Annotated in this window: 23 protein-coding genes; 10 read left to right on the top strand and 13 right to left on the bottom strand. The window is 68.1% G+C overall.

The window, feature by feature from the left end; translation table 11 throughout:
- The 7 genes from ACW9UR_RS05780 to ACW9UR_RS05750 form a co-directional block, all read right to left on the bottom strand.
- Positions 1–1,281, bottom strand: coding sequence for a formate dehydrogenase subunit gamma (locus ACW9UR_RS05780; RefSeq protein ID WP_458915972.1), 1,281 nt, complete (start codon positions 1,279–1,281; stop codon positions 1–3).
- Positions 1,282–1,455: 174 nt separating this feature from the next.
- Positions 1,456–2,049, bottom strand: a complete 594-nt coding sequence (gene fdh3B, locus ACW9UR_RS05775) for a formate dehydrogenase FDH3 subunit beta (RefSeq protein WP_458915971.1) — start codon at positions 2,047–2,049, stop codon at positions 1,456–1,458.
- An 18-nt stretch (positions 2,050–2,067) separates the two neighbouring features.
- Entirely contained in the window at positions 2,068–5,067 is a 3,000-nt protein-coding gene (locus ACW9UR_RS05770) for a formate dehydrogenase subunit alpha (RefSeq protein WP_458915970.1), read from the bottom strand.
- A gap of 89 nt (positions 5,068–5,156) precedes the next feature.
- Positions 5,157–5,345: a ubiquinol-cytochrome c reductase iron-sulfur subunit N-terminal domain-containing protein gene (locus tag ACW9UR_RS05765; RefSeq protein ID WP_458915969.1), complete on the bottom strand. Its 189-nt coding sequence runs from the start codon at positions 5,343–5,345 to the stop codon at positions 5,157–5,159.
- 48 nt (positions 5,346–5,393) lie between these two features.
- Positions 5,394–6,005, bottom strand: a complete 612-nt coding sequence (locus ACW9UR_RS05760; protein WP_458915968.1) for a TorD/DmsD family molecular chaperone — start codon at positions 6,003–6,005, stop codon at positions 5,394–5,396.
- 111 nt (positions 6,006–6,116) lie between these two features.
- Positions 6,117–6,752 carry a DUF3306 domain-containing protein gene (locus ACW9UR_RS05755; protein ID WP_458915967.1) on the bottom strand — a complete coding sequence of 212 codons (636 nt, stop codon included), beginning with the start codon at positions 6,750–6,752 and terminating at the stop codon, positions 6,117–6,119.
- A complete protein-coding gene (locus ACW9UR_RS05750; protein WP_458915966.1) occupies positions 6,749–7,300 on the bottom strand; it encodes a DUF3305 domain-containing protein in 552 nt (183 codons plus the stop codon). The genes ACW9UR_RS05755 and ACW9UR_RS05750 overlap by 4 nt, the downstream gene beginning before the upstream one ends.
- 127 nt (positions 7,301–7,427) lie before the next feature.
- Here ACW9UR_RS05750 and ACW9UR_RS05745 point away from each other — a divergent pair, with 127 nt between their 5' ends.
- The gene (locus tag ACW9UR_RS05745; protein WP_458915965.1) at positions 7,428–9,365 is read left to right on the top strand and encodes a 4Fe-4S binding protein; all 1,938 of its coding nucleotides are present in this window, start codon (positions 7,428–7,430) and stop codon (positions 9,363–9,365) included.
- 1 nt (position 9,366) lies between these two features.
- On the opposite strand, the gene ACW9UR_RS05740 is transcribed toward ACW9UR_RS05745, so the two are convergent.
- Entirely contained in the window at positions 9,367–10,146 is a 780-nt protein-coding gene (locus ACW9UR_RS05740) for a hypothetical protein (protein ID WP_458915964.1), read from the bottom strand.
- Between the two features lie 105 nt (positions 10,147–10,251).
- Between ACW9UR_RS05740 and ACW9UR_RS05735 the strand changes: the two genes are divergently transcribed.
- The 4 genes from ACW9UR_RS05735 to ACW9UR_RS05720 are packed head-to-tail and all read left to right on the top strand — an operon-like array spanning position 10,252 to position 12,708.
- Positions 10,252–10,452 (top strand): DUF6494 family protein, encoded by a 201-nt coding sequence (locus ACW9UR_RS05735; RefSeq protein ID WP_458915963.1) that lies wholly within the window; start codon positions 10,252–10,254, stop codon positions 10,450–10,452.
- On the top strand, positions 10,452–11,513 hold the full coding sequence (apbC, locus tag ACW9UR_RS05730) for an iron-sulfur cluster carrier protein ApbC (RefSeq protein WP_458915962.1): 1,062 nt from the start codon (positions 10,452–10,454) through the stop codon (positions 11,511–11,513). The genes ACW9UR_RS05735 and apbC overlap by 1 nt, the downstream gene beginning before the upstream one ends.
- Complete coding sequence (locus tag ACW9UR_RS05725) at positions 11,510–12,232, top strand: biotin/lipoate--protein ligase family protein (RefSeq protein WP_458915961.1); 723 nt, start codon at positions 11,510–11,512, stop codon at positions 12,230–12,232. The genes apbC and ACW9UR_RS05725 overlap by 4 nt, the downstream gene beginning before the upstream one ends.
- Positions 12,232–12,708 carry a DUF6505 family protein gene (locus tag ACW9UR_RS05720; RefSeq protein ID WP_458915960.1) on the top strand — a complete coding sequence of 159 codons (477 nt, stop codon included), beginning with the start codon at positions 12,232–12,234 and terminating at the stop codon, positions 12,706–12,708. The genes ACW9UR_RS05725 and ACW9UR_RS05720 overlap by 1 nt, the downstream gene beginning before the upstream one ends.
- Here ACW9UR_RS05720 and ACW9UR_RS05715 read toward each other — a convergent pair.
- From ACW9UR_RS05715 to ACW9UR_RS05705, 3 genes are all read right to left on the bottom strand, one after another.
- Complete coding sequence (locus ACW9UR_RS05715) at positions 12,705–13,853, bottom strand: MFS transporter (protein ID WP_458915959.1); 1,149 nt, start codon at positions 13,851–13,853, stop codon at positions 12,705–12,707. The genes ACW9UR_RS05720 and ACW9UR_RS05715 overlap by 4 nt on opposite strands.
- Complete coding sequence (locus ACW9UR_RS05710; RefSeq protein ID WP_458915958.1) at positions 13,846–14,598, bottom strand: DeoR/GlpR family DNA-binding transcription regulator; 753 nt, start codon at positions 14,596–14,598, stop codon at positions 13,846–13,848. Before ACW9UR_RS05710 ends, ACW9UR_RS05715 begins: the two co-directional genes overlap by 8 nt.
- Before the next feature lie 147 nt (positions 14,599–14,745).
- Positions 14,746–15,939 carry an ROK family transcriptional regulator gene (locus ACW9UR_RS05705; protein ID WP_458915957.1) on the bottom strand — a complete coding sequence of 398 codons (1,194 nt, stop codon included), beginning with the start codon at positions 15,937–15,939 and terminating at the stop codon, positions 14,746–14,748.
- 170 nt (positions 15,940–16,109) lie between these two features.
- Here ACW9UR_RS05705 and ACW9UR_RS05700 point away from each other — a divergent pair, with 170 nt between their 5' ends.
- The 4 genes from ACW9UR_RS05700 to ACW9UR_RS05685 all read left to right on the top strand — a co-directional run bounded on the left by ACW9UR_RS05700 (position 16,110) and on the right by ACW9UR_RS05685 (position 19,672).
- Positions 16,110–17,132 carry a substrate-binding domain-containing protein gene (locus tag ACW9UR_RS05700; protein WP_458915956.1) on the top strand — a complete coding sequence of 341 codons (1,023 nt, stop codon included), beginning with the start codon at positions 16,110–16,112 and terminating at the stop codon, positions 17,130–17,132.
- Between the two features lie 159 nt (positions 17,133–17,291).
- Complete coding sequence (locus tag ACW9UR_RS05695; RefSeq protein ID WP_458915955.1) at positions 17,292–18,353, top strand: ABC transporter permease; 1,062 nt, start codon at positions 17,292–17,294, stop codon at positions 18,351–18,353.
- 14 nt (positions 18,354–18,367) lie between these two features.
- Positions 18,368–19,147: an ATP-binding cassette domain-containing protein gene (locus tag ACW9UR_RS05690; RefSeq protein ID WP_458916171.1), complete on the top strand. Its 780-nt coding sequence runs from the start codon at positions 18,368–18,370 to the stop codon at positions 19,145–19,147.
- A gap of 99 nt (positions 19,148–19,246) precedes the next feature.
- Complete coding sequence (locus tag ACW9UR_RS05685) at positions 19,247–19,672, top strand: lipocalin-like domain-containing protein (protein ID WP_458915954.1); 426 nt, start codon at positions 19,247–19,249, stop codon at positions 19,670–19,672.
- A gap of 101 nt (positions 19,673–19,773) precedes the next feature.
- Here ACW9UR_RS05685 and xseA read toward each other — a convergent pair whose 3' ends face one another.
- Together xseA and ACW9UR_RS05675 are read right to left on the bottom strand one after the other, a co-directional pair.
- A complete protein-coding gene (gene xseA, locus ACW9UR_RS05680; protein WP_458915952.1) occupies positions 19,774–21,339 on the bottom strand; it encodes an exodeoxyribonuclease VII large subunit in 1,566 nt (521 codons plus the stop codon).
- A gap of 66 nt (positions 21,340–21,405) precedes the next feature.
- Complete coding sequence (locus ACW9UR_RS05675; RefSeq protein ID WP_458915951.1) at positions 21,406–22,065, bottom strand: glycine-rich domain-containing protein; 660 nt, start codon at positions 22,063–22,065, stop codon at positions 21,406–21,408.
- A gap of 217 nt (positions 22,066–22,282) precedes the next feature.
- Between ACW9UR_RS05675 and purD the strand changes: the two genes are divergently transcribed.
- A complete protein-coding gene (gene purD / locus ACW9UR_RS05670; protein ID WP_458915950.1) occupies positions 22,283–23,560 on the top strand; it encodes a phosphoribosylamine--glycine ligase in 1,278 nt (425 codons plus the stop codon).
- Positions 23,561–23,589: the final 29 nt, after the last annotated feature.

Genomic DNA, 23,589 nt, shown 5'->3' with positions numbered 1-23,589 from the left:
TCACTCCGCCGGGGTTGCCCGGGCGCCGGTGTCGGGCTTGCCCTTGCGCGCCTCGACCTCCTCGACCCAGAGGTTGTGGTGCTCCATCGCCCAGTTCCGGTCGACCTGGCCGGAGCCCATGGCGTCGAAGGCGCCCTCCATCCCGACGGTGCCGATATAGATATGCGCCAGGATCACCGCGATCATCGCGAAGGCGACGATCGCGTGCCAGAGCTGGGCGTATTGCATCTCTTGGTGCGGGGCCAGCTCGGTCGGCAGCGGCTCGAGGCCGAACCAGCCGGGCGCGCCGATCGCGTTCAGCTTCTCGAAGGTCGGGGCGAACATGTTCAACTCGAACGGGAACAGAAGCGACAGGCCCGAGGCGGAAACCGAGACGCCCAGCACGATAACCGCCCAGAAGATCAGCTTCTGCCCGGCATTGAACTTCTTCGCGTCCGGGTGCGCCTTGGTGAAGATGCCGCCGCCCTTGAGGATCCACTTGATGTCGGTCTTGTCCGGCAGGTTGTGCAGGACCCAGAACACGAACACCAGGATCAGCCCCAGCATGAAGGCCCAGCTGACGTTGTTGTGGACCCATTTGGAGCCGATCGCGAGCGTGGCATAAGCCTCTTTCCCCATCAGCGGGATCAGGCCCATGCGGCCGAAGAGCGTGATCAGCCCGGTAACGGCCAGCAGGATGAAGCTGCCAGCGAGCAGCCAGTGGCCGAACCGCTCGATAAAGCTGAAACGCTCGATGGTGATGCCGGATTTTCCGTGGTCGATGCGAATGCGACCACGGATCAGGAAGAAGAGTGCCAGCAGGCCGATCACACCGAGCAGGCCGTAGCCGCCGTAATGCGCCAGCGGACCCTCGCGGAACTGGAGCCACCACATGCCGCTGTCCTGCACCAGTACGTCCGCCGCAGGGCTGCGCGAAGAGACGGTGACATCAGCGGTGCCGTAGCGCAGGGCGCGGAACATCTCGGCGTCGGACACGCCACCCAGCGTGCCGAGTTGGCCGGTGATCGGCGCGGCATGCTCGGGATCGCCCGTTGCATCGCGACGGAAGCTGTCGTCGATCTTCTCTCCGCGCTGGCGGCGGAGGATGTCTTCGAGCGTCTGTGCGCCGCCGGTGGAGGCGCGGGGTGGGACGGTGTCGGGCGCCTCGGCGTTGGTGCCCGCGCTGTCGCGTTCGAATTCCTCCACCGTCGTCTCGCGCAGGTCCTGCGCGGCGGCGGGCTGGCCGGTCAACAGAAGGACTGCGGCAAGCGCCGCGAAAAGGGTGGCGAACCTTCCGGTCATGGACGAGGGCCTCCTGGCAAGCGGTTCGAAGGAAACCGTTTCTTTCAAGTCTAGCGCCCTGCAGCACCCGGTCGAGCGAGAATGCATCCCCGGTCCCGGCAAGGCAAACGCCCGGCCCCTTTTCGGAGGCCGGGCGGGATCTGGTCGGACCGCCCGCGCGGGCGGCCCCTCGGGTCAGCCGCCCTTCTGGTCGTAGGCAGTGCCCCAACCCCAGGCGCCCGAGCCGAAGCCGCGGGCGACGACACGCTCACGGTAGATGTTCGACACCACGTCGCCGTCACCGGCGAGCAGGGCCTTGGTCGAGCACATTTCGGCGCAGATCGGCAGCTTGCCCTCGGCGATACGGTTGCGGCCGTATTTCGAGAATTCGATGCCGGAGTTGTTCTCCTCCGGACCGCCGGCGCAGAAGGTGCACTTGTCCATCTTGCCGCGGGAGCCGAAGTTGCCGGCCTGCGGGTACTGCGGCGCGCCGAACGGGCACGCGTAGAAGCAGTAACCGCAGCCGATGCACAGGTCCTTGGAGTGCAGGACCACGCCGTCTTCGGTCTGGTAGAAGCAGTCCACCGGGCAGACGGCCATGCAGGGCGCGTCCGAGCAGTGCATGCACGCGACCGAGATCGAGCGTTCGCCCGGCTGGCCGTCCTGGATCGTCACCACGCGGCGGCGGTTGATGCCCCAGGGCACTTCATGCTCGTTCTTGCAGGCGGTGACGCAGGCGTTGCACTCGATGCAGCGCTCGGCGTCGCAGAGAAACTTCGCTCTTGCCATTTTTCTCTCTCCTCGTCCTTACGCTACCGAGATCCGGCAGAGGGTGGCTTTCGTCTCCTGCATCTGGGTGACGCTGTCGTAGCCGTAGGTCTGTGCGGTGTTCGAGCTTTCGCCCAGCACGTAGGGGTCCGCCCCTTTCGGGTACTTCGCCCTGCGATCCTCGCCCTGCCAGTGGCCACCGAAGTGGAATGGCATGAAGGCGACGCCGGGACCGACGCGCGGCGTGACCATGGCCATCACCTTGACCTTGCCACCCTCGGGACCTTCGACCCAGACCTGCGCCCCGTCACGGACGCCCAGGTTGTTGGCGTCGCGCGGGTTGATCTCGACGAACATGTCCTGCTGAAGCTCGGCCAGCCAAGGGTTCGACCGGGTCTCGTCGCCGCCACCCTCGTATTCGACCAGACGGCCGGAGGTGAGGATGATCGGGAAGTCCTGGCTGAAGTCTTCCTTCTGGATCGAGGCGTACATGGTCGGCACGCGCCAGAACTTCTTGTCCTCGTAGGTCGGGTAGTCCGCCACCAGGTCGCGCCGGTTCGAGTAGAGCGGCTCGCGGTGCAGCGGCACCGGGTCGGGGAAGGTCCACACGACGGCGCGGGCCTTGGCGTTCCCGAAGGGCGCGCATTCGTGGGCGATCGCGACGCGCTGGATTCCGCCCGAAAGGTCGGTCTTCCAGTTCACGCCGCCGACCTTCTCGGCGTAGTCGGACGGGTACGGGCCGCTCTGCGACTGCTCGCCCACTTCGCTGTTCTGCTCCCCTTCACCGCCCTGCGCGGCGGTCGGGCCGGTATACCCTGCAACCCGCTCGATGCTCGCCCGCTCCTCGGCGGTCAGATCGCCGTCCCAACCGAGGTCGATCAGCATCTGCATCGTGAATTCCGGATATCCGTCCTGGATCTCCGAGTTCATCGAGGCGACGCCTTCGGCGAGCAGATTGTCACCGTCCCGCTCCACGCCGAAGCGGGCGCGGAAGGTCAAACCGCCCTCAGACACCGGCAGCGACATGTCGTAGAGGTTGGCGGTACCGGGGTGGTTCATCTCGGGCGTTCCCCAGCAGGGCCAGGGCATGCCGTAGTAGTCACCGTCGGCCGGACCACCCACTGCACGCAGCGTGGTCTTGTCGAAGGTGTGCTGGTTGGCCATGTGCATCTTCATCCGCTCCGGCGACTGGCCGGTGTAGCCGATGGTCCACATCCCCTTGTTGAACTCGCGGGTGATGTCCTCGATCACTGGCTCGTCGCCCTCGATCGCGATGTTGCGGAACATCCGGTCGGTGAACCCGAACTTGTCCGCGAAGAGCTTCATGATCGTGTGATCCGGAAGGCTCTCGAAGAGCGGCGCGACGACCTGCTCGCGCCACTGCAGCGAGCGGTTCGACGCGGTTACCGAGCCGCGGGTCTCGAACTGAGTGGCCGCCGGCAGCAGGTAAACGCCGTCGGTGCGGTCCTGCATGATCGCCGAGACCGTCGGATACGGATCGACCACGACCAGCAGGTCGAGCTTTTCCATCGCGGTCTTCATCTCGGGCAGACGGGTCTGCGAGTTCGGCGCGTGGCCCCACAGCACCATGGCGCGGGTGTTGTCGGGCTGGTCGAGGTTCTCGGCATCTTCGAGCACGCCGTCGATCCAGCGCGACACCGGGATCCCGGTCTCGTTGATCATCATCCGGTCGGCGCCGTCGGCCCCTGCCCCTTCCATGACCGCAAAGCGGCCGCGGAGCCAGTCGAGCTCTTCCTCCCAGACCCGGGCCCAGTGCGCCCAGGACCCGTCGGAGAGACCGTAGTAGCCAGGCAGCGTGTCGGCGAGAACGCCCAGGTCGGTCGCGCCCTGCACGTTGTCATGGCCGCGGAAGATGTTGGTGCCGCCGCCCGAGGTGCCCATGTTACCCAGCGCAAGCTGGAGCACGCAGTAGGCGCGGGTGTTGTTGTTGCCGTTGGTGTGCTGGGTGCCGCCCATGCACCAGATCACGGTGCCGGGACGGTTGTTGGCCAGGGTGCGCGCGACGCGGCGCAGCTGGCTTTCCGGAACGCCGGTGACACGCTCGACCTCGTCGGGAGTCCACTGCGCGACCTCTTCGCGGATCTGGTCCATCCCCCAGACGCGGGTGCGGATGAATTCCTTGTCCTCCCACGCGTTGTCGAAGATGTGCCACAGGATGCCCCAGATCAGCGCCACGTCCGAGCCGGGCCGGAACCGAACGTACTCGTCGGCATGGGCCGCGGTACGGGTGAAGCGCGGGTCGCAGACGATCAGCGGAGCGTTGTTCTGTTCCTTGGCGCGCAGCAGGTGCAACAGGCTGACCGGGTGCGCCTCGGCGGGGTTGCCGCCGATCACGAAGATCGCCTTGGATTTGTGAATGTCGTTGTAGGAGTTGGTCATGGCGCCGTAGCCCCATGTGTTCGCAACGCCTGCAACCGTGGTCGAGTGGCAGATGCGGGCCTGATGGTCCACGTTGTTCGTGCCCCAGTAGGCGGCGAACTTGCGGAACAGATAGGCCTGCTCGTTGTTGTGCTTGGCCGAGCCCAGCCAGTAGACGCTGTCGGGGCCGCTTTCCTCGCGGATCGAGAGCATCTGGTCGCCGATCTCGTTGATCGCCTGCTCCCACGAGATGCGGACCCACTCGCCGCCTTCTTTCTTCATCGGGTAGCGCAAACGGCGCTCGCCATGAGCATGCTCGCGGACCGAGGCGCCCTTGGCGCAGTGGGCGCCCAGGTTGAAGGGGCTGTCCCAGCCGGGCTCCTGCCCGACCCAGACGCCGTTGTCGACTTCGGCGATGACGGTGCAGCCGACCGAACAGTGGGTGCAGACCGACTTGCGGGTCTCGATCGCGCCCTGCACGCTTTCCTGCGCGCTGGCGCGGGTCACGGTTCCGCCGGTCGCGCCGATCGCGGCGAGGCCGCCGATCGCAAGGCCCGACCCGCGCAGGAAGGCGCGGCGGTCGACGGTTGCGTTTGCTGCCTCAGCGACTAGCCCGCGGGCCGGGCGGCGGGCGGTCCCGTTCGTCTTTTTCCTCAGCATCTTATGCTCTCCTTGCTGGAACCGGAGCGGTCTCCGGCCTGGCTGGGTTCAGGACCGCCGGCCCGCGCGGGCCGAACGGCGGGCGTCCGTCAGAAGCGGGCGCTCTCGAAATAGGCGCGCGTGTGCGCGGTGTCGCGCAGGCCGTCGCCCTTGGCATCGGCCGTCGCGGCCTCGGCGCCATCGGGCGCTGCGACCATTGCCGCGGCGGCGGCGGGTGCCGACACCGAGGCCAGTTTCAGGAAGTCGCGGCGGCTTGCGCCCTTGTCGTCTCTTGCCATCACTCTCTCTCCCTTCATCTCTGCCCCGTCATCGCGAGGCGTGCGGCCCTAGTTGGCTGCCATCATCCGAAAAGCCTGCTTCTCGATCTCGATGAACGCGGCACCCATAGCGCCCACCGGCGCGTAGAGAACCGAGTTCTCGGCTCCTTCGAGATCGGTGAAGAAATGCCCCGCCCAGGCGGCGAGGTGTCGATTGAAGAATTCCTGCTGCTCTTGCAGCGGCGCGGGCGTCCCGAAACGGCCCAGGATCATGCCCGCCATCATCTCGCAAAGGCTGGCGATGTTGTCCTCGGGCTCGAACACCGTGGGCGCGCGGGTGATCTGGCGGGCGCGCATGTCGTTGCGCAGAACTGCGAGCGGTTTTTCGTTGAGGAAACCAGTCAGGTAGTAGCTGGCGTAGGGCAGAAGTTCGCCACGGCCGAGGCCGATGAAAAGCGCGTTGAACTCGCGTGCAGCCGCCTTTTCGTTGCTTGCCCGCGCGACGCGCGACAGCGCCCCGACGGCCTGACCCAAAGGGGTTTCGTCCCCGTTGAGGCCGGCGCAGTGGCGCAACATCTGCGAATCTGCCGGACGCGCAAGCAGCGCGGCCAGAAAGTCATAGAGATCGGCCCGAAGCCGGTCTTCCTCAGCGATTTCTTTACGATCGGCGAGCGCCGACAAGGTAGTCCTCCCTCCCCTTTCAGGGGCTTCCTCCCGTCTTCAAGCCGCCGGTTCCGAAACCTGGTTCATGCCTGAAGTTGATTTATGTTGCACCCGAACGGGGCCGCCTGTCTAGCCGTTAAAAGAGAAAGTTATTCTTCGGCGCGAGGGGCGGGGCGAACCATCTTCCTCGGCAACCACATCCGGCTCGGGAAACGGGTCCAAGCTCTCGGCTTCAGCGAGGGCGATATCCTGTTCCGCCTCTGCTGGAGGTCCGGTCGCGTCAGGCTCTGTGCCCTCGGGCCCCGCTTCAGTGTCCTCGGCACGAGCCGCCACTTCCGCCTTGGCTTCGGCCTCGGCGGCCAGTACCTCGACATGTTTCAGAAGGCCCTTCCCCACACGGTAAGCGGTCTTGAGCCCCGGCGCGTCGGTGGCGGCGTTGGTGTAATCCCCGTCGTAGTCGTTCAGCCCGTCGAGATTCGCCAGCACCGGGTTCGAACGCCAGAGCCGCCGCAGCGCCCGGCGGCGCAGGTGCTCGGGCACCACGTCGCGCAGGAAGGCGGTGAAGTCGTCGCCGGGCTCGAGCGTATCCGGGTCCGGCAGGTCCAGCTTCTCCAACAACTGTTCGTCGGAAAGGTCCTGCAATTCGGCGCGCGCGGCCTCGGCCTCGGCAAGTTCCGCCTTGCGGACCTCGGCCTGCCGTTCGGCCTGTTTTTCAGCTGCAACGGCGGCGCGGCGGCGGGACCAGAAATCCTTGTCTGTGCTCATTTCGCCCCCCGCTGGCGCGAGGGCGCACGGTAGACGTCGCTGGCCTGCGAGATACGCGGATCGCCCTTGCCGTCCTCCTTCAGATCGGTGCGCTTGCGGTCACGGCGGCGCTTGACGAAAGGCTCGGGCGCATGATGCTCGCGCAGGAAGTCGTCGACCCAGGCCAGCAGGCCCGGCGGCATCCGCACGGGGTCGACGACCAACTCGCCGCTGTCCAGTTCGTCCTGCGCCTGGTAGGCCGAGACGGTGGCGCGCAGCACCTTTGGACGGTTGTCGCCGCGCGCCGGTTCGTAGACCACAGCGACGGCGGGCACGGCCCCGGCCAGCGTTTCGGCATAAGCCTCGGTGTCGGTGCGGAACAGCTCCAGCGGCACGGTGGCGGCGTGATAGTCCACGACATCGCCTTCGCGCCGCACCTCGGCCCAGGTAGCGGGCCCTGCGCCGGGCAGCACGTCCACGGCCTGCCAGGACCAACGCACCCATCGGGTGACGCCGGGTCGGCGGCGCAACACGATGCCAAGCGGCATCCGGGCCTGGGGTGCGGGCATGAGGTTCTCCGTCTTCGGGGAGGACAAGACTAGGGCCGTTCCCGGATTTCGCCAAGGGGTCGCGGGACTGGACGAGCGTGCACGAACGTGATGATCATGTGCGCCGGATACGCCCACGGGAGGGATCATGGCCGACAAGCTGTTGCTGTGCGATTGCGAAGGCTCGCAAACCATCGACCGCGAGACGATTGAACGTGCCGCGGGCGTGCCGTGCTCCCGGGTGCATACCGCGCTGTGTACGAGGGAACTGGGCGTGGCCGCCGATGCGATGACGGCCGGCGGCTGCTGGATCGCCTGCGGGCAGGAACTGGCGGTGTTCGAGGATCTGGCGGACGAGCTGGGTCTCGACGCGCCGGGCTTCGTGGATATACGCGACCGGGCCGGCTGGACCGAGGATGCAGGCGCCGGACCGAAGATGGCCGCGCTGGTGGCCGAGGCCGCGATGGCCCCTGCCCCGGTGCGCACGCTCGATGTGATCTCGGGCGGGCTGTGCCTTGTGATCGGCCGCGCCGATGTCGCGCTGCCCGCCGCCGAGCGGCTGGCGCAGACGCTGACCGTCACAGTGCTGCTGCCGGAGGGCGACGAGCTGCCGTTGAGCCGCGCCTATGACGCCGTGACCGGAAAGCTGGCGAAAGCCGAAGGCTCGCTGGGCCGGTTCAAGCTGCGCATCGACCGGCTGCGGCAGGTGCAGCCCGGCGGGCGCGGCGGCTTCGGTCTGAGCGAACCGCGCGACGGCGGCCAGACCGAGTGCGACGTGATCCTGGACCTGTCGGGCGGCACCCCCCTGTTCCCGGCGGACCACAAGCGCGACGGCTACCTGCGCGCCGATCCAGGCGATCCGCTCGCGGTGGCGGCGGCGGTGCACGAAGCCTCGCACATGATCGGGACGTTCGAGAAGCCGCTCTACGTTTCGCTGGAGGAACACCTTTGCGCGCATTCGCGGGCCCGGCAGACCGGCTGCACGCGGTGCCTGGACGCCTGCCCGACCGGCGCGATCAGCCCGGACGGTGATCACGTCTCGGTCGATCCGCTGATCTGCGCGGGCTGCGGGGCGTGTTCCGCGCTGTGTCCGTCCGGCGCGATCAGCTATGCCGCGCCCGCGCCGCAGACCCTGTTCGCGCGGATGCGCAAGCTTGCCGAGACCTTTGCCAAGGCCGGGGGCGGCACCCCGCGCCTGCTGGTGCACGATGCCGAGCACGGGGCCGAGATGATCCGGCTGGCCGCGCGCTTCGGCCGGGGCCTGCCCGCCGACGTGATCCCGCTGGAGCTGGAGGCGATCTCGGGCTTCGGCCATGCCGAGGTGCTGGCCGCGATCGCCGGCGGTTTCGGCGCGGTGGACATCCTGCTGGCCCCGAGGACCGAGCGCACGGCACTGGACCACGAGGTTGCGCTGACGCAGGCGCTTCTGGACGGCGCTCCGCTGCGCCTGCTGGAACCTGCCGACCCGGACGGGCTTAGCGATGCGCTCTACGGGCGGCCCGCCGAGCGGCTGACCGATCCGGTGCTGACGATGGGGGCGCGGCGGCAGGTGACACGCACCGCCGTCAAGGCGCTGCGCGGCGAGGTCGAGCAGCCGATTCCCCTGCCCGCCGGTGCGCCCTATGGCGCGGTGCTCGTGGATACCGAGGCATGTACCCTGTGCCTGAGCTGCGCCGGGCTCTGCCCCTCGGGCGCGCTGGGCGACAACCCGGACAGCCCGCAATTGCTGTTCCAGGAGGACGCCTGTCTGCAGTGCGGGATCTGCGCCAATGTCTGCCCCGAGAACGCGATCACACTCGAGCCGCGTTTCGACACCAGCGACGCAGCGCTGCGCCAGCGGGTGCTGAAAGAGGAAGAGCCTTACGAGTGCATCGAGTGCGGCAAGCCCTTCGGCGTGAAATCCACCATCGAGCGCATCGTCGCGCAGCTCGAGGGCAAGCACCCGATGTTCGCCGACAGCGACAAGGGGCGGATGATCCGGATGTGCGACGACTGCCGGGTGCAGGCGCAGTACCATTCCGAGGACAATCCGTTCGCCGCCGGGCCGCGCCCGAAGGTGCGGACCACGGACGATTATCTGAACTGACCTATTGCGCCTTGACCGGCGCGCCGAGGTCCATCGGCTCGATCGCCGAGACATAGGCGAGGATCGCGTCCAGGTCGTCCAGTGTCATCTCGACCGGCGCGATCGGCGACGGCAGGCGCGCGTCGAAGGGCGGGGTCACGTCCTTCACCTGCGTGAACGAGGGATGCGGGTTCAGCACGTAGAACGCCTCGAACCGGTACTGCCAGTCCGCAATGGCCCGGAGCGCACCGAAGGACGGCGTCGAGCCGATGCCGTTCATCCGGTTGATCTCGCCGATGACGTGGCAGCGCCCGCAGAGCGTCAACGAGAGTTTCTCGCCCAGCACGACATCGCCGTCGATCGGAGCGGCCTCGGCCACCTCGACGCTGCCGGCCGAGGCGACATAGACCGCCCCGCCCTCGAAACTGTCGATGGTGCGCTGGCCGACGTCCGAAAGCAGCCAGTCGACGAAGCGGGTACTGTGACTGTCCTCGACACCGTCGCCGGCAACGCGCCAGATGCCGTCACCTGCGGCCTCGTGAAACGCGCGCCGGGTCTTGCGTTCCGCCCCGCCCGCGCCGATGGTGTCGGCCGGAGTCAGGATCACGTCGGCGCTTTCAGCGTCCGGCTGGACCTGGATCCTAATGCCGGTCTTGAGGGAGAAGCGCGGCAGCACGAAGGCCAGCAGACCGCTGTCGGCCAGCGCCTGGGGCGCGGCGAGCGTGATCTGGCGGTCCTGGGCGCGGGCCGGAGCGATGGCCAGCACCAGCGCCGCGATCGCCAGGGCGATCCATCGGGTCATGCGCGCCTCCTCCCATAGCGCCGGCAGGTTAGAAAGGGTACGCAGGCCGCACACGGGGCGTCAATCCCGGCGCGCGGCAGGAAGCACGGTCACAGGAGACGGACCATGAGCGACGATTTCAACATGAGCATGAGGAAGTTCCTCAAGCAGGTGGGCGTGACCTCGCAGCAGAAGATCGAGGAAGCGATGCGCGACGCGGGCGTCGATGCGACCGCCGGGAAGACCTACGAGGCCAAGGTGGTGCTGACCGTCGACGGGCTGGACCTCGAGCATACCGTCACCGGCACGATCACGGGCCGCGACTGATGGCGGTGACCCGCGAACAGGTGCTCGAGGCGCTGGGCAAGGTCCAGGATCCCTCGGGCGGCGACATCGTCGGCAAGGGCGTCGTGCGCGCACTGACCGTCGAGGACGGCGCGGTGCGCTTCGTTCTGGAAATCGACGGATCGCAGGCCAAGGCGATGGAACCGGTCCGCGCGCAGGCACAGGCCGCAATCGAGGCGCTGGCGGGCGTGCAATCCGTCTCGGCGCTGATGACCGCGCACAGCCAGCCGAAGGCCCCGCCAGAACTGACGCCGCGCAAGGCGGCGCCGCAGGGCCCGCAGAAGATCCCGGGCGTCGAGCACATCATCGCCGTCGCCTCGGGCAAGGGCGGCGTCGGCAAGTCAACAGTTTCGGCGAACATCGCCGCCGCGCTTGCCGCCGAGGGGCGGCGCGTGGGGCTGTTGGACGCCGACGTCTACGGGCCCTCGCAGCCCCGGATGCTGGGCGTCTCGGGCCGGCCCGCTTCGCCTGACGGCAAGACGATCCTGCCGCTGCGCAATCACGGTGTCACGCTGATGAGCATCGGCCTGATGACCCGCGAGGACGAGGCCGTGGTCTGGCGTGGCCCGATGCTGATGGGCGCCCTGCAACAGATGATGAACCAGGTGCAGTGGGGCGCACTCGACTGCCTCGTGGTCGACCTGCCGCCGGGCACCGGCGACGTGCAGATGACGCTCTGCCAGAAGGCGCACGTGGACGGCGCGGTCGTCGTCTCGACCCCACAGGACGTTGCGCTGCTGGACGCGCGCAAGGCGATCAACATGTTCGATAAGATGAACACGCCCGTGCTGGGCATGATCGAGAACATGTCGACGCACATCTGCTCCAACTGCGGCCACGAGGAGCATGTCTTCGGTCATGGCGGCGTGGCGAAAGAGGCCGAGAAGCTGGGCGTGCCCCTGCTGGCCGAGGTGCCGCTGCATCTGGATATCCGGCTGGCGGCGGACGGCGGCGTGCCGATCGTGGTTTCCAAGCCTGACAGCGCCCAGGCGCAGGCCTTCAGGTCTGTCGCCCGCGCACTGGTGGACCAGGGCGTCGCATGAGCGAAGCGCCGGACCAGGGGCCAACCTTCCCGCCACTGTTGATCGGCATCGAGGCCGCCGCGCCTTTTGCCGAGGCGCAGCGGCTGGCAGCCGAGGGCTGCGACGGCGGCACGCTGGTCTGGTCGCTGACCGCCGACCGGCTGGAAGCCGCGCTGGTGCTGGCCCCCGAGGTCCCGCTTGCGCAGGCGGCGGCGATGCTGCCGCTCTGCGGGGTGGGCTTCGCCAATGCGCTGGGCGCGCTCTCGCCGCCCGAGGTCGGGGTGCACCTCGACTGGGACGGTAGCGTTCGGCTGAACGGCGCTCTGGCAGGCGCCTTGCAGATGGCGGCCTCCGGGGCCGATCCTGCGGAGGTCCCCGACTGGCTGGTCGTGGGACTCTCGGTCCGGCTGATCCCTCTGGACGCCGAGGCGCCCGGCGCGACGCCCGACCAGACCTCGCTCTATGACGAGGGCTGCGGCGAAGTCGCGCCCGTCACCCTGCTCGAATCCTGGGCGCGGCACACGCTGACCTGGATCCACCGCTGGTCCGAGGATGGCGCAGCGCCGCTTCATGCCGAATGGCAAGGCCTCGTGCACGGCCTCAACGACGAGGTGCAAGTCGCGGGGATGTCGGGAGTTTTCCTTGGCACGGATGAGGATTTCGGCATGATCCTGAAAACACTCGAAGGCACGCGGGCAATCCCGTTGACCGCCCTTCTGACGCAGACCGAGGACGCCTGATGCACCTGGCCCGCACGATCCATTTCGACGAAAGCGACACCTTCGTCTTCCACCGCCACGCCCGCACCGGGGAATGGGCGATCTCGGGCGGGTTCGAGTTCTCGAACTGGTCCGAGGCGGACCTGACCGGCAAGGCCCGTCAGGCCTTCGCCAACGGCTGGCTGGGGCTGGAGACCTTCGGCCGCGCCACGCTGGTCGCCGTCACCCGGATCGAGGACGCGGAGTTGCAACGCCTGACCGAAAGCCTCGCCGAGCATTTCGTGCAGGTCTACGGTGCCCCCGGTCTTGAGGCTGCCCGCGCCGTCGCCGCCGAGGAAATCGCCCACATGGCCGAACTCTGCGACGAGCAGGATCCGAACACCCTGCTGACCGTCGAGCGCGAGTTGACCGAGGCCGGCGTGCGCGAGCGCTTCCGCGCGATCAAGGGCGACGAGGCCGCGCTGGAGCAGTTCGCGATCCACGCCACCGACGACTAGGCGACCTGCCCCACCGCCTGCGGCCGCATCACCCCGGCCAGTGCCGCGATGCTCAGCGCCAGCACCAGCAGCAGCCCGAAGGCCGTCGGCAGCGAGGTCGCCTCGGCCAGGAAACCGATCGCCGGCGGGCCGATCAGGATGCCGCCGTAGCCCAGCGTCGCAACGCTGGCGATGGCGGTCCCCGGCGGCACCTCGGCATCGTTGGCGGCACGGCTGAAGGCAAGCGGCATGACCACCGCATAGCCCAGCCCCATGAGCGCGAACCCGGTGAGCGCCGCGCCGTATCCCGGCACCGCCAGCGCCAGCGTGATACCTGCCGCGGCCACCAGCCCGGCGAGCCGCGCCGCGCGCACCGTGCCCAGCCGCGCGACCGCCCGGTCCCCGGCCAGCCGCATCGTCACCATAGCCGCCGAGAAGGCCGCGTATCCGAGTGCCGCCGCAGCCTCTGAGGCGCCGGTGGTCAGCACGATGAAGATCGCGCTCCAGTCCGCCATCGCGCCCTCGCCCATCGCGGCGCAGAAGGCGACGAAGCCGACCGCCGCGAGCGCCCCCTTTGGCAGCGCGAAGACCTTGCCCTGCGGCGCGCGCCGGGGCGAGTCCCACTCGATCCGGGCGAGAGTCAGGGCAATGGCGGCGACCAGCGCCCCTGCCAGCAGGAAATGCGGCGACACTCCAAGGCCGGCGCGTGCGGCAAGGTAGCCGCTGCCCGCGCCCAGACCCGCGCCGAGGCTCCACATCGCGTGGAAGAAGGACATGACCGGCCGCCGCAGATGCCGTTCGACCTCGCCCGCCCAGGCGTTCATCGAGACATCCATCGCGCCATGCGCCGCGCCGAACAGGAACAGCGCCACGCCCAGCAGCAAGGGGGTTGGCGCCAGCGCCAGCAGCGCCAGTGTTCCGGTGTACGCGATTGCCAGCCCGAAGGTCAGCCGGTAGGCCCCCAGCCGGTCCGCGCCGCGCCCGGCCAGCGGAAAGGCGCAGATCGCGCCCGCCGCCATCAGCAGCAGCAAGACGCCCAGCGCCCCCGGCCCCAGCGCGTGACGCTCGGCCACCGCCGGAATGCGCGAGGCCCAGATGCCGAACAGCGCACCGTTCAGCGCGAACATGGCCGAGACCGCCAGCCTCGGCGTGCGAAGTCTACGCATGGATCACCTCCACCCCCGCCTGCGTCAGCGGCGCTGTGGCGGCCTCTTCCGCGTCGGTGACCAGCATGTCGATGCCGCTGACCGGCAAGGTCCGGTGCCGCGCCCGCCGGCCCAGCTTGGCGGCGGAGGTCACGACCATCACCCGCGCGGAAGCGGCGGCCATGGCCCGCTTGAGCCGCGCTTCCTCGGGATCGTCACTGCTTAGCCCGAACCCGGTCTCAAGCCCGCATGCGCCCAGCACGGCGATCTCGGCGGCGACGGCCCCGGTCTCGGCCAGCGTCTCCTGCCCGGTGGCAACGCCGCCGCGCGGACTGAGGCGCCCGCCCAATAGGTGCACGTCGATGCCCCGCCGCTGACAAGTGACGGCTACGAACGGGCTTGGCGTGATGACCAGCAGGTCCGGGCGCTGCGGCAGCCGCTCGGCCAGCGCCTGCACGGTCGCGCCACCGTCGAGCAGCAGCGTCCGGTACTCCTTCAACCACGGCACCGCCGCTGCCGCCACCCGCGCGGCACTTGGATCCGCGCCCAGCCGCTCCTGCACCGGGCCGGCGGGCCGCGCCACAGGCACTGCGCCACCACGCACGCGGCGTGCCCGTCCCAATTGCTCAAGCGCGATGATGTCCCGCCGCACCGTATCGATCGATACGCCGAACTCCTCTGCCAGATCCGCCGCGACAAGCCCCTGCCCCCCGGACAGCCGCCGGGCCAGCAGATCCTGCCGCGTCTCGGGAATATTGAGATCCATGCCGAATCCTGCATTAACTTGCAAAATACTGCATTATCCTGCAATTCCGCTTGGCGCAAGGCACCCCGCGCGCCGCGCCCCGACTTCCGCTTTCCTTAAAGATCCCCGCCGGAGGCCCCGTCAGACGCACACGCCAGGAACGCCGGATCAGACCGCCGATTGCGCTTGCGCCGAACCGCGCACCAGCAGGTCGGTATCTGGCGAGAACCGCCGGTTCAGCGGCAGCAGCGCCGCGCCCACGACGCGTGCCGCGGGGCCGATGGTGCCCTCGCGGATCTCGGCCGGGGACAGGCCGGCCGCGTTGAACCGCGCGACCTCGGTCTCGAGTTCCGCGACCAGCTGCGCGCGCCAGGGTTCCGGTAGAAAACCGTCGACCACCACGGTCTCGAAATCGAAGAAGCCACGCCCGGCAACCACGGTCTGCGCCAGCGCGGGGACCGCCGTGGCCCGCCAGGCGTCAAACATCGCCTCGGCTGGACCGATCTCGCCGTTGATCACCTCGCCCGCATCAAGCCCCGCCTCGGTCAGCGCCTGTTCGAGATGGATCAGCGAGGCGCGTTCGATCAACTGCGGCGGTGCTCCGGCACCGCCTGCCGGCCCCAGCGGCACCGAGCCGATCGCGCCCGCATTCTCCTGCGCACCGCGATACAGCCTACCGTCGAGCACAACGCCCCCGCCGACGAAAGTGCCGATGTAAATGTAGAGCGCGCTCGACGCGGTGATCGCCGAGCCCGCGAGCATCTCGGCCGCGCAGGCCGCGGTGGCATCGTTGAAGATCGTCGTCTCGAGCCCTGTCGCAGCCCGCAGCACTGCCGCGACATCGGCGGTGCGCCAGTCTTCCAGTGCATCGTCGGGAATGTCCAGTTCACTGGCCCATTCGTGCAGCTCGTAGGGCATGGCGACGCCGATGCCGACCAACCGTGCCTGCTCGGCGTCAGTCAGCACCGCCCGTGCCTCGGCGACGAACTCGCGGGCCCTCGCAAGCGTCTGGTCGAGATACGGTGCCTCGTAGACCACCTCGCGCCGGGCCACCGCCTTGCCGCTCAGATCAACCAGCAGCACCTCGAGACTGCGGCGACCGATCTTGATGCCGATCGAGAACGCCCCACGCGGGTGCAGGGAATAGGGCGTCGACGGCTGGCCGACCTGTCCGCGGATCTTGGCCTCCTTGCGCAGGATGCCATCCTCAAGCATCGCGTTGACGATCACCGAGGCTGCCTGACCGCTGAGGCCGGTTCGGCGCGCGATCTCGGCCTTCGACAAGGCCCCCGCGGTGCGGATCTCGCTTGCAATCAGCCGGGCGTTGTACGCCCGGAGCCCCGTGGAGTCGCCCCCTTTCATGCCGCTTCCTCCCCATAATTTCTTGAGAGAAGCATGCCCGATCATAATTAACAAATCAATGTGATTTATTAATTGACGAATCGCCCCAAGCGATGCTTGATAGGATCAAGGTTCGATCCGGAACACCGGGCGGGCCGGCCACAACACCGCTTTGGGAGGAGCATCATAGCATGAAACGTCTCACAACCCTTCTTGCGTCCACCGCCGTCGCCGCGGGCGCCCTATCCGGCGCCGCGTTCGCGCAGGACGACATGATCATCGGCCTGATCACCAAGACTGACACCAACCCGTTCTTCGTGAAGATGAAGGAAGGCGCGTCGGCCAAGGCCGAGGAAATGGGCGTCGAGTTGCGCACCTTCGCCGGCAAGTATGACGGTGACAACGAGGCCCAGGTCGAGGCGATCGAAAGCCTGGTCGCCGCCGGTGCCAAGGGCATCCTGATCACCCCCTCCGACCCTGCGGGACTGTCCGACACCGTCGCCGCCGCGCGCGAGGCCGGGTTGCTGGTGATCGCGCTCGACACGCCTTTCGATCCGATCGACGCGGCCGACGCGACCTTCGCCACCGACAACTTCAAGGCAGGCGAGCTGATCGGCCAGTGGGCGGCCGCTACTCTCGAGGATCCCGCGAACGCCAAGATCGCGACGCTCGATCTCTCCGAGGCGCAGATCACCGTCGACGTGCTCCGCAATCAGGGCTTCCTCAGCGGCTTCGGCATCGACGTGAAGGACGTCAACAAGATGTACGACGAGGACGATCCGCGCATCGTCGGCTCCGACATCACCCAAGGCTCGCCCGAGGGCGGCCGGACCGCGATGGAGAACCTGCTGCAGATCGACCCGGGCATCAACCTGATCCACACCATCAACGAGCCCGCCGCCGCCGGTGCATACGAGGCGCTCAAGGCCTTCGGTCTCGAGGACCAGGTCACCATCGTATCGGTTGATGGCGGCTGCCCGGGCGTAGAGGACGTGAAGGCGGGCGTGATCGGCGCCACCTCGATGCAGTTCCCGCTGAAGATGGCCTCTATGGGCGTCGAGGCGATCGTCGCTTTCGCCAAGGACGGCACCAAGCCGGCGAACTCTGAAGGCCTCGACTTCTTCAACACCGGCGTGACGCTGGTCACCGACGCCCCGGTCGAGGGGATCGACTCGATCACCTCTGACGAAGCGCTGGAGCAGTGCTGGGGCTGATACCCGGCACCTGTCAGCACACCCAACGACAGAACCAGACGGGCCGCCAACGCGGCGGCCCCTCCCCCAACCGACGGCCCGTAGGCCGACGGACAGCCTCGTGCACGCCGGCCCCGCCCGCGCACCCGGCCAGACAACGCAACACCCTGGAGACGCGCCATGTCAGACGCCAAGAGCGACGACTATGAAAAGGCCATCCACTCCGGCGGGAGTGTCGCCACGTTCGAGACGCGACACCGGGCCCCGCTGGAACGGCTGCACCACTTCCTCCACAGCTACCCCACCGCGGCGCCCCTGATGGTGCTGGCGGCCAGCCTGGTCGTCTTCGGCATGGTGGCGAACAACTTCTTCACGCCGTTCAACTTCTCGCTGATCATCCAGCAGGTGACGGTGATCGGCATCCTCGGCATCGCACAGACCCTGATCATCCTGACCGCGGGGATCGACCTGTCGGTAGCGGCGATCATGGTGCTGAGTTCGGTCGTCATGGGCCGGCTCGGCGTGACGATGGGCCTGCCCGCCCCGCTCGCGATCCTGATCGGCTTCGCCGTCGGCACCGCCTGCGGCATGCTGAACGGCTTCCTGGTGACGCGGTTCAAGCTGCCGCCCTTCATCGTGACGCTGGGCACCTGGTCGATGTTCTTCGCGCTGAACCTCTGGTATTCCGAGGCGCAGACGGTGCGCAGCCAGGACATCGACGCCGCAGCGCCGCTGCTGAAGTTCTTCGGTGAGCGGGTCCAGTTGTTCGGGGCGCAGTTCACCTACGGCTCGTTCCTGATGCTCGGGATGTTCGGCGTGTTCTGGTACATCCTCAACTGGACCGCCTGGGGCCGAGCCGTGTATGCCATCGGTGACGACAAGGAAGCGGCGGAACTGGCCGGTATCCGCACCGACCGGATCCTGCTCTCGGTCTACGCCACCGCAGGTTTCGTCTGCGCCATCGGCGCCTGGATCGCCATCGGCCGACTTGGCTCGATCAGCCCGCAGAGCTTCTACGAAGGCAACCTGGACGCCATCACCGCCGTGGTGATCGGGGGCACCTCGCTCTTCGGCGGACGCGGCGCGATTTTCGGCACATTGATCGGCGCGATCACCGTGGGCGTGTTCCGCTCGGGCCTGGCGCTCGCCGGGGTCGAGGTACTCTGGCAGGAGTTCACCGTCGGCGTGCTCATCATCGTGGCCGTCGCCATGGACCAGTGGATCAGAAAGGTGTCGTCATGAGCCTGGATACCGGCATGGAACCCATCCTCTCCGCCCGCGGGCTGACCAAACGCTACGGCCGTGTCACCGCCATGGATGCCTGCGACTTCGACCTCTACCCTGGCGAGATCCTGGCCGTGATCGGCGACAACGGCGCCGGCAAGTCGACGCTGATCAAGGCGCTCTCGGGCGCGGTGCAGCCCGACGATGGCGAGATCCGGCTCGACGGCAAGCCGGTCAGCTACGCCAACCCGCTCGAGGCGCGCGAGCACGGGATCGAGACTGTCTACCAGACCCTCGCCCTGTCCCCGGCGTTGTCGATCGTGGACAACATGTTCCTCGGCCGCGAGATCCGCGCCGAGGGTTTCGCCGGGAAGTACCTGCGCAAGCTCAACAAGGCCGAGATGCGCAAGTTCGCCCGCGAGAAGCTATCGGAACTGGGCCTGTTGACGATCCAGAACATCGACCAGGCGGTCGAGACGCTGTCGGGAGGCCAGCGCCAGGGCGTCGCAGTGGCCCGCGCCTGCGCCTTCGGCTCGAAGGTGGTAATCCTGGACGAGCCGACCGCGGCGCTCGGCGTCAAGGAAAGCCGACGGGTGCTGGACCTGATCCTCGACGTCAAGAAACGCGGCCTGCCGATCGTGCTGATCTCGCACAACATGCCGCATGTCTTCGAGGTCGCGGACCGGATCCACATCCACCGGCTGGGCACGCGCAAGGCGGTGATCGATCCGAAGCGCCACACAATGTCGGACGCAGTGGCGATGATGACCGGCGCGATGGACGCGCCGCCTGACGAGCAGACCGACGCCTGAGCCCTGCCCCGAGGGACTACCTGCCGGCCGCTGCCCTCCAGCGGCCGGTTTCCGCTTGCGCGCCCGGCCATGCTAGGCTGAACGGCAGAGGAGGTCACAATGACAGGCAAGGACGCGCTACTCGGAAGCTGGCGGATGATATCCTGGACCCGCGAGGCGGTTGCGACCGGCCAGGTCACCGACGCACAGGGCCCCGCCCCTGTGGGCTACATCGCCTATCATGCCGACGGGCGCATGATGGCGACGGTCTTCCAGCGCGACCGGCCGAAAGGCGACGGTAGCGGCTGGACACCTGGGCAGAAAGCCGAACTTTTCGACACCATGCTCGCCTATGTCGCCTCCTACACCCTCGAGGGCGACCGCGTCGTGCACCATGTCGAGCGCGCCTGGAACCCGGACTGGGAACTCGATCTCTCGCGCCCTTTCACCCTTTCGGGCCGCCGCCTGACGATCAGCGGCGCGCCCGGCACCGATCCGGTCACCGGCGAAGCGGTCATCTACCGGATGGAATTCGAGAAGGTCTGACCCGGCACCCACGCCAGCAGGCGGACGCGCGCCCCGCGTTCTCTATCCCGAAAAATACTCCCGCCGGAGGCTCCGGCGACGGCCAGACGCACCGCACCCGGTCAGAACAGTGAGCCCTGCGGCCCCTCGTCCGGCTCTGGTTCGTTCTTTCGCGCCTTGCGCGCGGGCTTCCCGCCCGCCGCGATCACCGGCACGCGCCCGTCCGAGAACTCGATCTCAAGCGCCCCGGCGGCCTGCGCCGCCCCAGCGCCCTGCACCAATTTCCCGGCATCGTCGCGCACCACGGCAAAGCCCCGGCGCAGCGTCTCGGTATAGCCCAGCGAACGCAGCAGTTTGCCGAGTTCGCTGAGCTTCTGTTGCCTTCGTTCCTGCGCGGTGGACGCACATCTTGCGAGGCTATCCACGGCATTCTTCAATCTCCCGCGCTCGTGCTCCTTGAGCGCTTCCAGTATCCTTGGTCTGAGCACCTGCCGTTCCAGCCGCGCCCGCGCGCGTTCCGCCTGCCGTGAGAGCCCGCGCGGCAGCCTGTCCGACAGCGCGTCGAGCCGCCCCCGTCGCACCTCGATCCGTCCGGTCAGCAAGTGCGGGCCGAACCGCCCCCCTCCCCCGGTGGTCAGCCGCAGCCGCGTGTGGCGGGCAAAACCGGTCAGCGCCAACGGCAATCGTTGCGCGACGGCATCCAGCCGCTGCGCGCGCTCGCCCAGCATCGCCTCGGGGCGCGGCAGCGCGCGGGCGAGGTCCCGCAGCCGCTGCCCCTTGGTCGAGACTTGCGCCACCAGCGCCCGGCGGCGGCGTTCTTCCAGCGCACCGAGGTGCACCGCGAGGTCGCGCCGCACCGGCACCGCCATCTCGGCGGCTGCCGTGGGTGTCGGCGCACGGCGGTCCGAGGCGAAGTCGATCAGCGTCGTGTCGGTCTCGTGCCCCACCGCCGAGATCAGGGGTATGCCGCTTTCCGCCGCCGCCCGCACGACGATTTCCTCGTTGAACCCCCAGAGATCCTCGATCGAGCCGCCGCCGCGCGCGACGATCAGCACATCGGGCCTCGGAATCGCCCCGCCCGGCGTCAGCGCATTGAACCCGCGGATCGCGGCGGCAACCTCGGGCGCGCATTTCTCGCCCTGCACCGCGACGGGCCAGACCAGCACCTTGCGTGGGAACCGGTCCCGCAGCCGGTGCAGGATGTCGCGGATCACCGCGCCCGAGGGCGAGGTGACGACGCCGATGACCTCGGGCAGATAGGGCAGCGGGCGCTTGCGGGCCTCATCGAACAGCCCTTCAGCGGCCAGCGCGGCGCGGCGCTTCTCGAGCATCGCCATCAGCGCACCCATCCCGGCGGGCGCAATATCCTCGATCACGATCTGGTAGCGGCTTTGCCCCGGGAAGGTGGTAAGCCGGCCGGTGGCGACGACCTCCATCCCTTCCTCGGGTTGGGTACGAAGGCGCTGCGCGTTGCCCTTCCAGATAACCCCCGCCAGTACTGACCGGTCGTCCTTCAGATCCAAGTAGACATGGCCCGAGCGCGGGCGCGAGACGCGGCCCACCTCGCCGCGCACGCGGACATGGGTGAAGGCGCCCTCGATCGTGCGCTTCACGGCGCCGGACAGCTCCGTGACAGTGAATTCGGGGGCGTTGGCGCCCTCGGGCGGGTCGTCGAAAAGGTCGGACATCGCGGCACACTATTCGCGCCGTGAAGCCCAGGTCAATCGGCGTAAGCGATCAATCGGCGGGCGGGATCAATCGCCGCAACCGCCTCCGCCGCAATCGCCACCATCTCCGCCGCTGTCGCTGTCGAAGCTGAATGTGATTGCCCCCTCGCCGCCCGGGGCCGTCATCATCAGCAGCATCACCGAACCGATGGCCGAGGCCATCAGCGCGACCGGCATCGGCACCCCGGTCATGAAATAGGTCAGCGCCAGGTAGATCCCACCGAAGAACACCGCCAGCCGTGCCATCGCGCCGAGCCCTCCCATCGACTTCGGCGCGGCCGAACGCGGCGGCTTCGGCCAGATCGACTTGTGTGGCCGGGCACCGAACTCCTGCTCGTAGAGAGCTACCGTGTCCCGGTACCGATCGAGGTACATCGCGTCCTCGTCCGGCCCGGTCGAGGGCTTGTGGTGCAATTCTCCGCCGAGCAGGGGGCAAAGCCGGTGCCAGTAATCCTCGGTGTAGGTCAGGTGCAGGTGCCAGACCTTGTCGATCTTGCGGCTGGGCGTGATCTTTCCGTCCGAAACCGCCGCCAGATAGAGGAACCGGCGATACTCGTCGAGCGCCCGTGCCGTCGCCCTTGTCGTCCATCCCTCGGATCGTTGAAGCTTCCGGCTGAACGGGACTTTCGCGTTCGGATCGTCGAACCGGTAGTCGCGCAGCCGTTCCCAAAGTGCCGGGTCGCGCATCGCGGCCCCCTTTGCTGGTGCCTGGGAGCGAATCATAGGCCGGAAACGTGGCGATTCTGCGAATGTCCAGCTCAGGCCAGTGGAGCAACCGCGCGGCCAAAGGAAAGCGGGCGTGCGGGCACCATCAGGTCCATGCCTGCCGCGAGGCCCTGTCCCGCACCACTTGTTCATTTTGGCCCTCTTGCCTAAACCCCTTTGCAAAACAAGGACGGTGATTGTGAAGATTCTTCTGCTTGGCGGCGGCGGCCGCGAACACGCGCTGGCCTGGGCCATCGCGGAAAGTCCGAAGTGCGACAAGCTCTACGCCGCGCCGGGCAATCCTGGGATCGCGGAACTGGCGACCTGCGTCAGCCTCGACATCGAGGACGGAGCGGCGGTGGCCGCCTTCGCCCGCGAGACCGGCATCGATTTCGTGGTGATCGGCCCCGAGGCGCCGCTGGCCGCCGGGGTCGCCGACGTGTTGCGCAGCCAGGGCCTGCTGGTCTTCGGTCCAGGACGCGAAGCAGCGCGGCTCGAAGCCTCGAAGAGCTTTACCAAGGAAGTCTGCGACGCCTGCGGCGCGCCGACCGCCGCCTGGGCCCGTTTCACGGAGGAAAGCCCAGCGTTGGCCTATCTCGACAAGACCGGTGCCCCGGTCGTGGTCAAGGCCGACGGGCTGGCCGCCGGCAAGGGCGTGACGGTGGCGGTGGACCTCGACACCGCGAAGGACGCGGTGCGGGCGATCTTCGGCGGCGCCTTTGGGGATGCGGGCGCCGAAGTGGTGATCGAGGAGTTCATGGAGGGTGAAGAAGCCTCGTTCTTCGTGCTCTGCGACGGGGAGGATTTCCTGCCCATCGGCACGGCGCAGGATCACAAGCGCGCGCTTGACGGCGACGAGGGCCCGAACACCGGCGGCATGGGCGCCTATGCCCCTGCCCCGGTGATGACCGACGCCGTGACCGAGGCCACGATCGAGCGGATCGTGAAGCCGACGCTGGCCGAGATGGTCCGGCGCGGCACGCCCTTCCAAGGGGTGCTTTATGTCGGGCTGATGATCAAGGACGGCCAGCCCCGGCTGGTGGAATACAATGTCCGCTTCGGCGATCCAGAGTGCCAGGTTCTGATGCTGCGTCTGGGCGCGCAGGCGTTCGACGCGATGCTGGCCTGTGCCGAGGGCAAGCTGGCGGAGGCGAAGCTGAACTGGGCGCCCGACCACGCGCTGACCGTGGTGATGGCCGCGCCGGGCTATCCGGGCAGCTACCCCAAGGGCCAGCGCATCGGCGGCGTGAAGGAAGCCGCGAAAGGCGATCCTCTGGTGCGGATCTTTCACGCCGGCACCGCCGACGCGGACGGCGCGCTGGTGAGTGCTGGCGGTCGGGTGCTGAGCGTCACCGCGCGCGGCGCGACGCTGCAAGAGGCGCATGACCGGGCCTACGCCGCGGTCGAGGCGATAGACTGGCCCAAGGCGCACTGGCGCAGGGACATCGGTTGGCGGGCGCTGAAGCGCGACGGCTAACCCTGTGCGCGAGGGCCTCCGGCGAGAAT

It is taken from the genome of Halovulum sp. GXIMD14794, from assembly GCF_054457455.1.
The sequence above is the reverse complement of the archived record's forward strand: the minus strand, read 5'-3'. Positions and strand labels throughout refer to the sequence as shown.

What these genes read in the sequence shown, in the direction of transcription:
- ACW9UR_RS05780 (WP_458915972.1), bottom strand. Translation starts at nt 1,281, where the DNA reads ATGACCGGAAGGTTCGCCACCCTTTTCGCGGCGCTTGCCGCAGTCCTT.
- fdh3B (WP_458915971.1), bottom strand. Translation starts at nt 2,049, where the DNA reads ATGGCAAGAGCGAAGTTTCTCTGCGACGCCGAGCGCTGCATCGAGTGC.
- ACW9UR_RS05770 (WP_458915970.1), bottom strand. Translation starts at nt 5,067, where the DNA reads ATGCTGAGGAAAAAGACGAACGGGACCGCCCGCCGCCCGGCCCGCGGG.
- ACW9UR_RS05765 (WP_458915969.1), bottom strand. Translation starts at nt 5,345, where the DNA reads ATGGCAAGAGACGACAAGGGCGCAAGCCGCCGCGACTTCCTGAAACTG.
- ACW9UR_RS05755 (WP_458915967.1), bottom strand. Translation starts at nt 6,752, where the DNA reads ATGAGCACAGACAAGGATTTCTGGTCCCGCCGCCGCGCCGCCGTTGCA.
- ACW9UR_RS05750 (WP_458915966.1), bottom strand. Translation starts at nt 7,300, where the DNA reads ATGCCCGCACCCCAGGCCCGGATGCCGCTTGGCATCGTGTTGCGCCGC.
- ACW9UR_RS05745 (WP_458915965.1), top strand. Translation starts at nt 7,428, where the DNA reads ATGGCCGACAAGCTGTTGCTGTGCGATTGCGAAGGCTCGCAAACCATC.
- ACW9UR_RS05740 (WP_458915964.1), bottom strand. Translation starts at nt 10,146, where the DNA reads ATGACCCGATGGATCGCCCTGGCGATCGCGGCGCTGGTGCTGGCCATC.
- ACW9UR_RS05735 (WP_458915963.1), top strand. Translation starts at nt 10,252, where the DNA reads ATGAGCGACGATTTCAACATGAGCATGAGGAAGTTCCTCAAGCAGGTG.
- apbC (WP_458915962.1), top strand. Translation starts at nt 10,452, where the DNA reads ATGGCGGTGACCCGCGAACAGGTGCTCGAGGCGCTGGGCAAGGTCCAG.
- ACW9UR_RS05725 (WP_458915961.1), top strand. Translation starts at nt 11,510, where the DNA reads ATGAGCGAAGCGCCGGACCAGGGGCCAACCTTCCCGCCACTGTTGATC.
- ACW9UR_RS05720 (WP_458915960.1), top strand. Translation starts at nt 12,232, where the DNA reads ATGCACCTGGCCCGCACGATCCATTTCGACGAAAGCGACACCTTCGTC.
- ACW9UR_RS05715 (WP_458915959.1), bottom strand. Translation starts at nt 13,853, where the DNA reads ATGCGTAGACTTCGCACGCCGAGGCTGGCGGTCTCGGCCATGTTCGCG.
- ACW9UR_RS05710 (WP_458915958.1), bottom strand. Translation starts at nt 14,598, where the DNA reads ATGGATCTCAATATTCCCGAGACGCGGCAGGATCTGCTGGCCCGGCGG.
- ACW9UR_RS05705 (WP_458915957.1), bottom strand. Translation starts at nt 15,939, where the DNA reads ATGAAAGGGGGCGACTCCACGGGGCTCCGGGCGTACAACGCCCGGCTG.
- ACW9UR_RS05700 (WP_458915956.1), top strand. Translation starts at nt 16,110, where the DNA reads ATGAAACGTCTCACAACCCTTCTTGCGTCCACCGCCGTCGCCGCGGGC.
- ACW9UR_RS05695 (WP_458915955.1), top strand. Translation starts at nt 17,292, where the DNA reads ATGTCAGACGCCAAGAGCGACGACTATGAAAAGGCCATCCACTCCGGC.
- ACW9UR_RS05690 (WP_458916171.1), top strand. Translation starts at nt 18,368, where the DNA reads ATGGAACCCATCCTCTCCGCCCGCGGGCTGACCAAACGCTACGGCCGT.
- ACW9UR_RS05685 (WP_458915954.1), top strand. Translation starts at nt 19,247, where the DNA reads ATGACAGGCAAGGACGCGCTACTCGGAAGCTGGCGGATGATATCCTGG.
- xseA (WP_458915952.1), bottom strand. Translation starts at nt 21,339, where the DNA reads ATGTCCGACCTTTTCGACGACCCGCCCGAGGGCGCCAACGCCCCCGAA.
- ACW9UR_RS05675 (WP_458915951.1), bottom strand. Translation starts at nt 22,065, where the DNA reads ATGCGCGACCCGGCACTTTGGGAACGGCTGCGCGACTACCGGTTCGAC.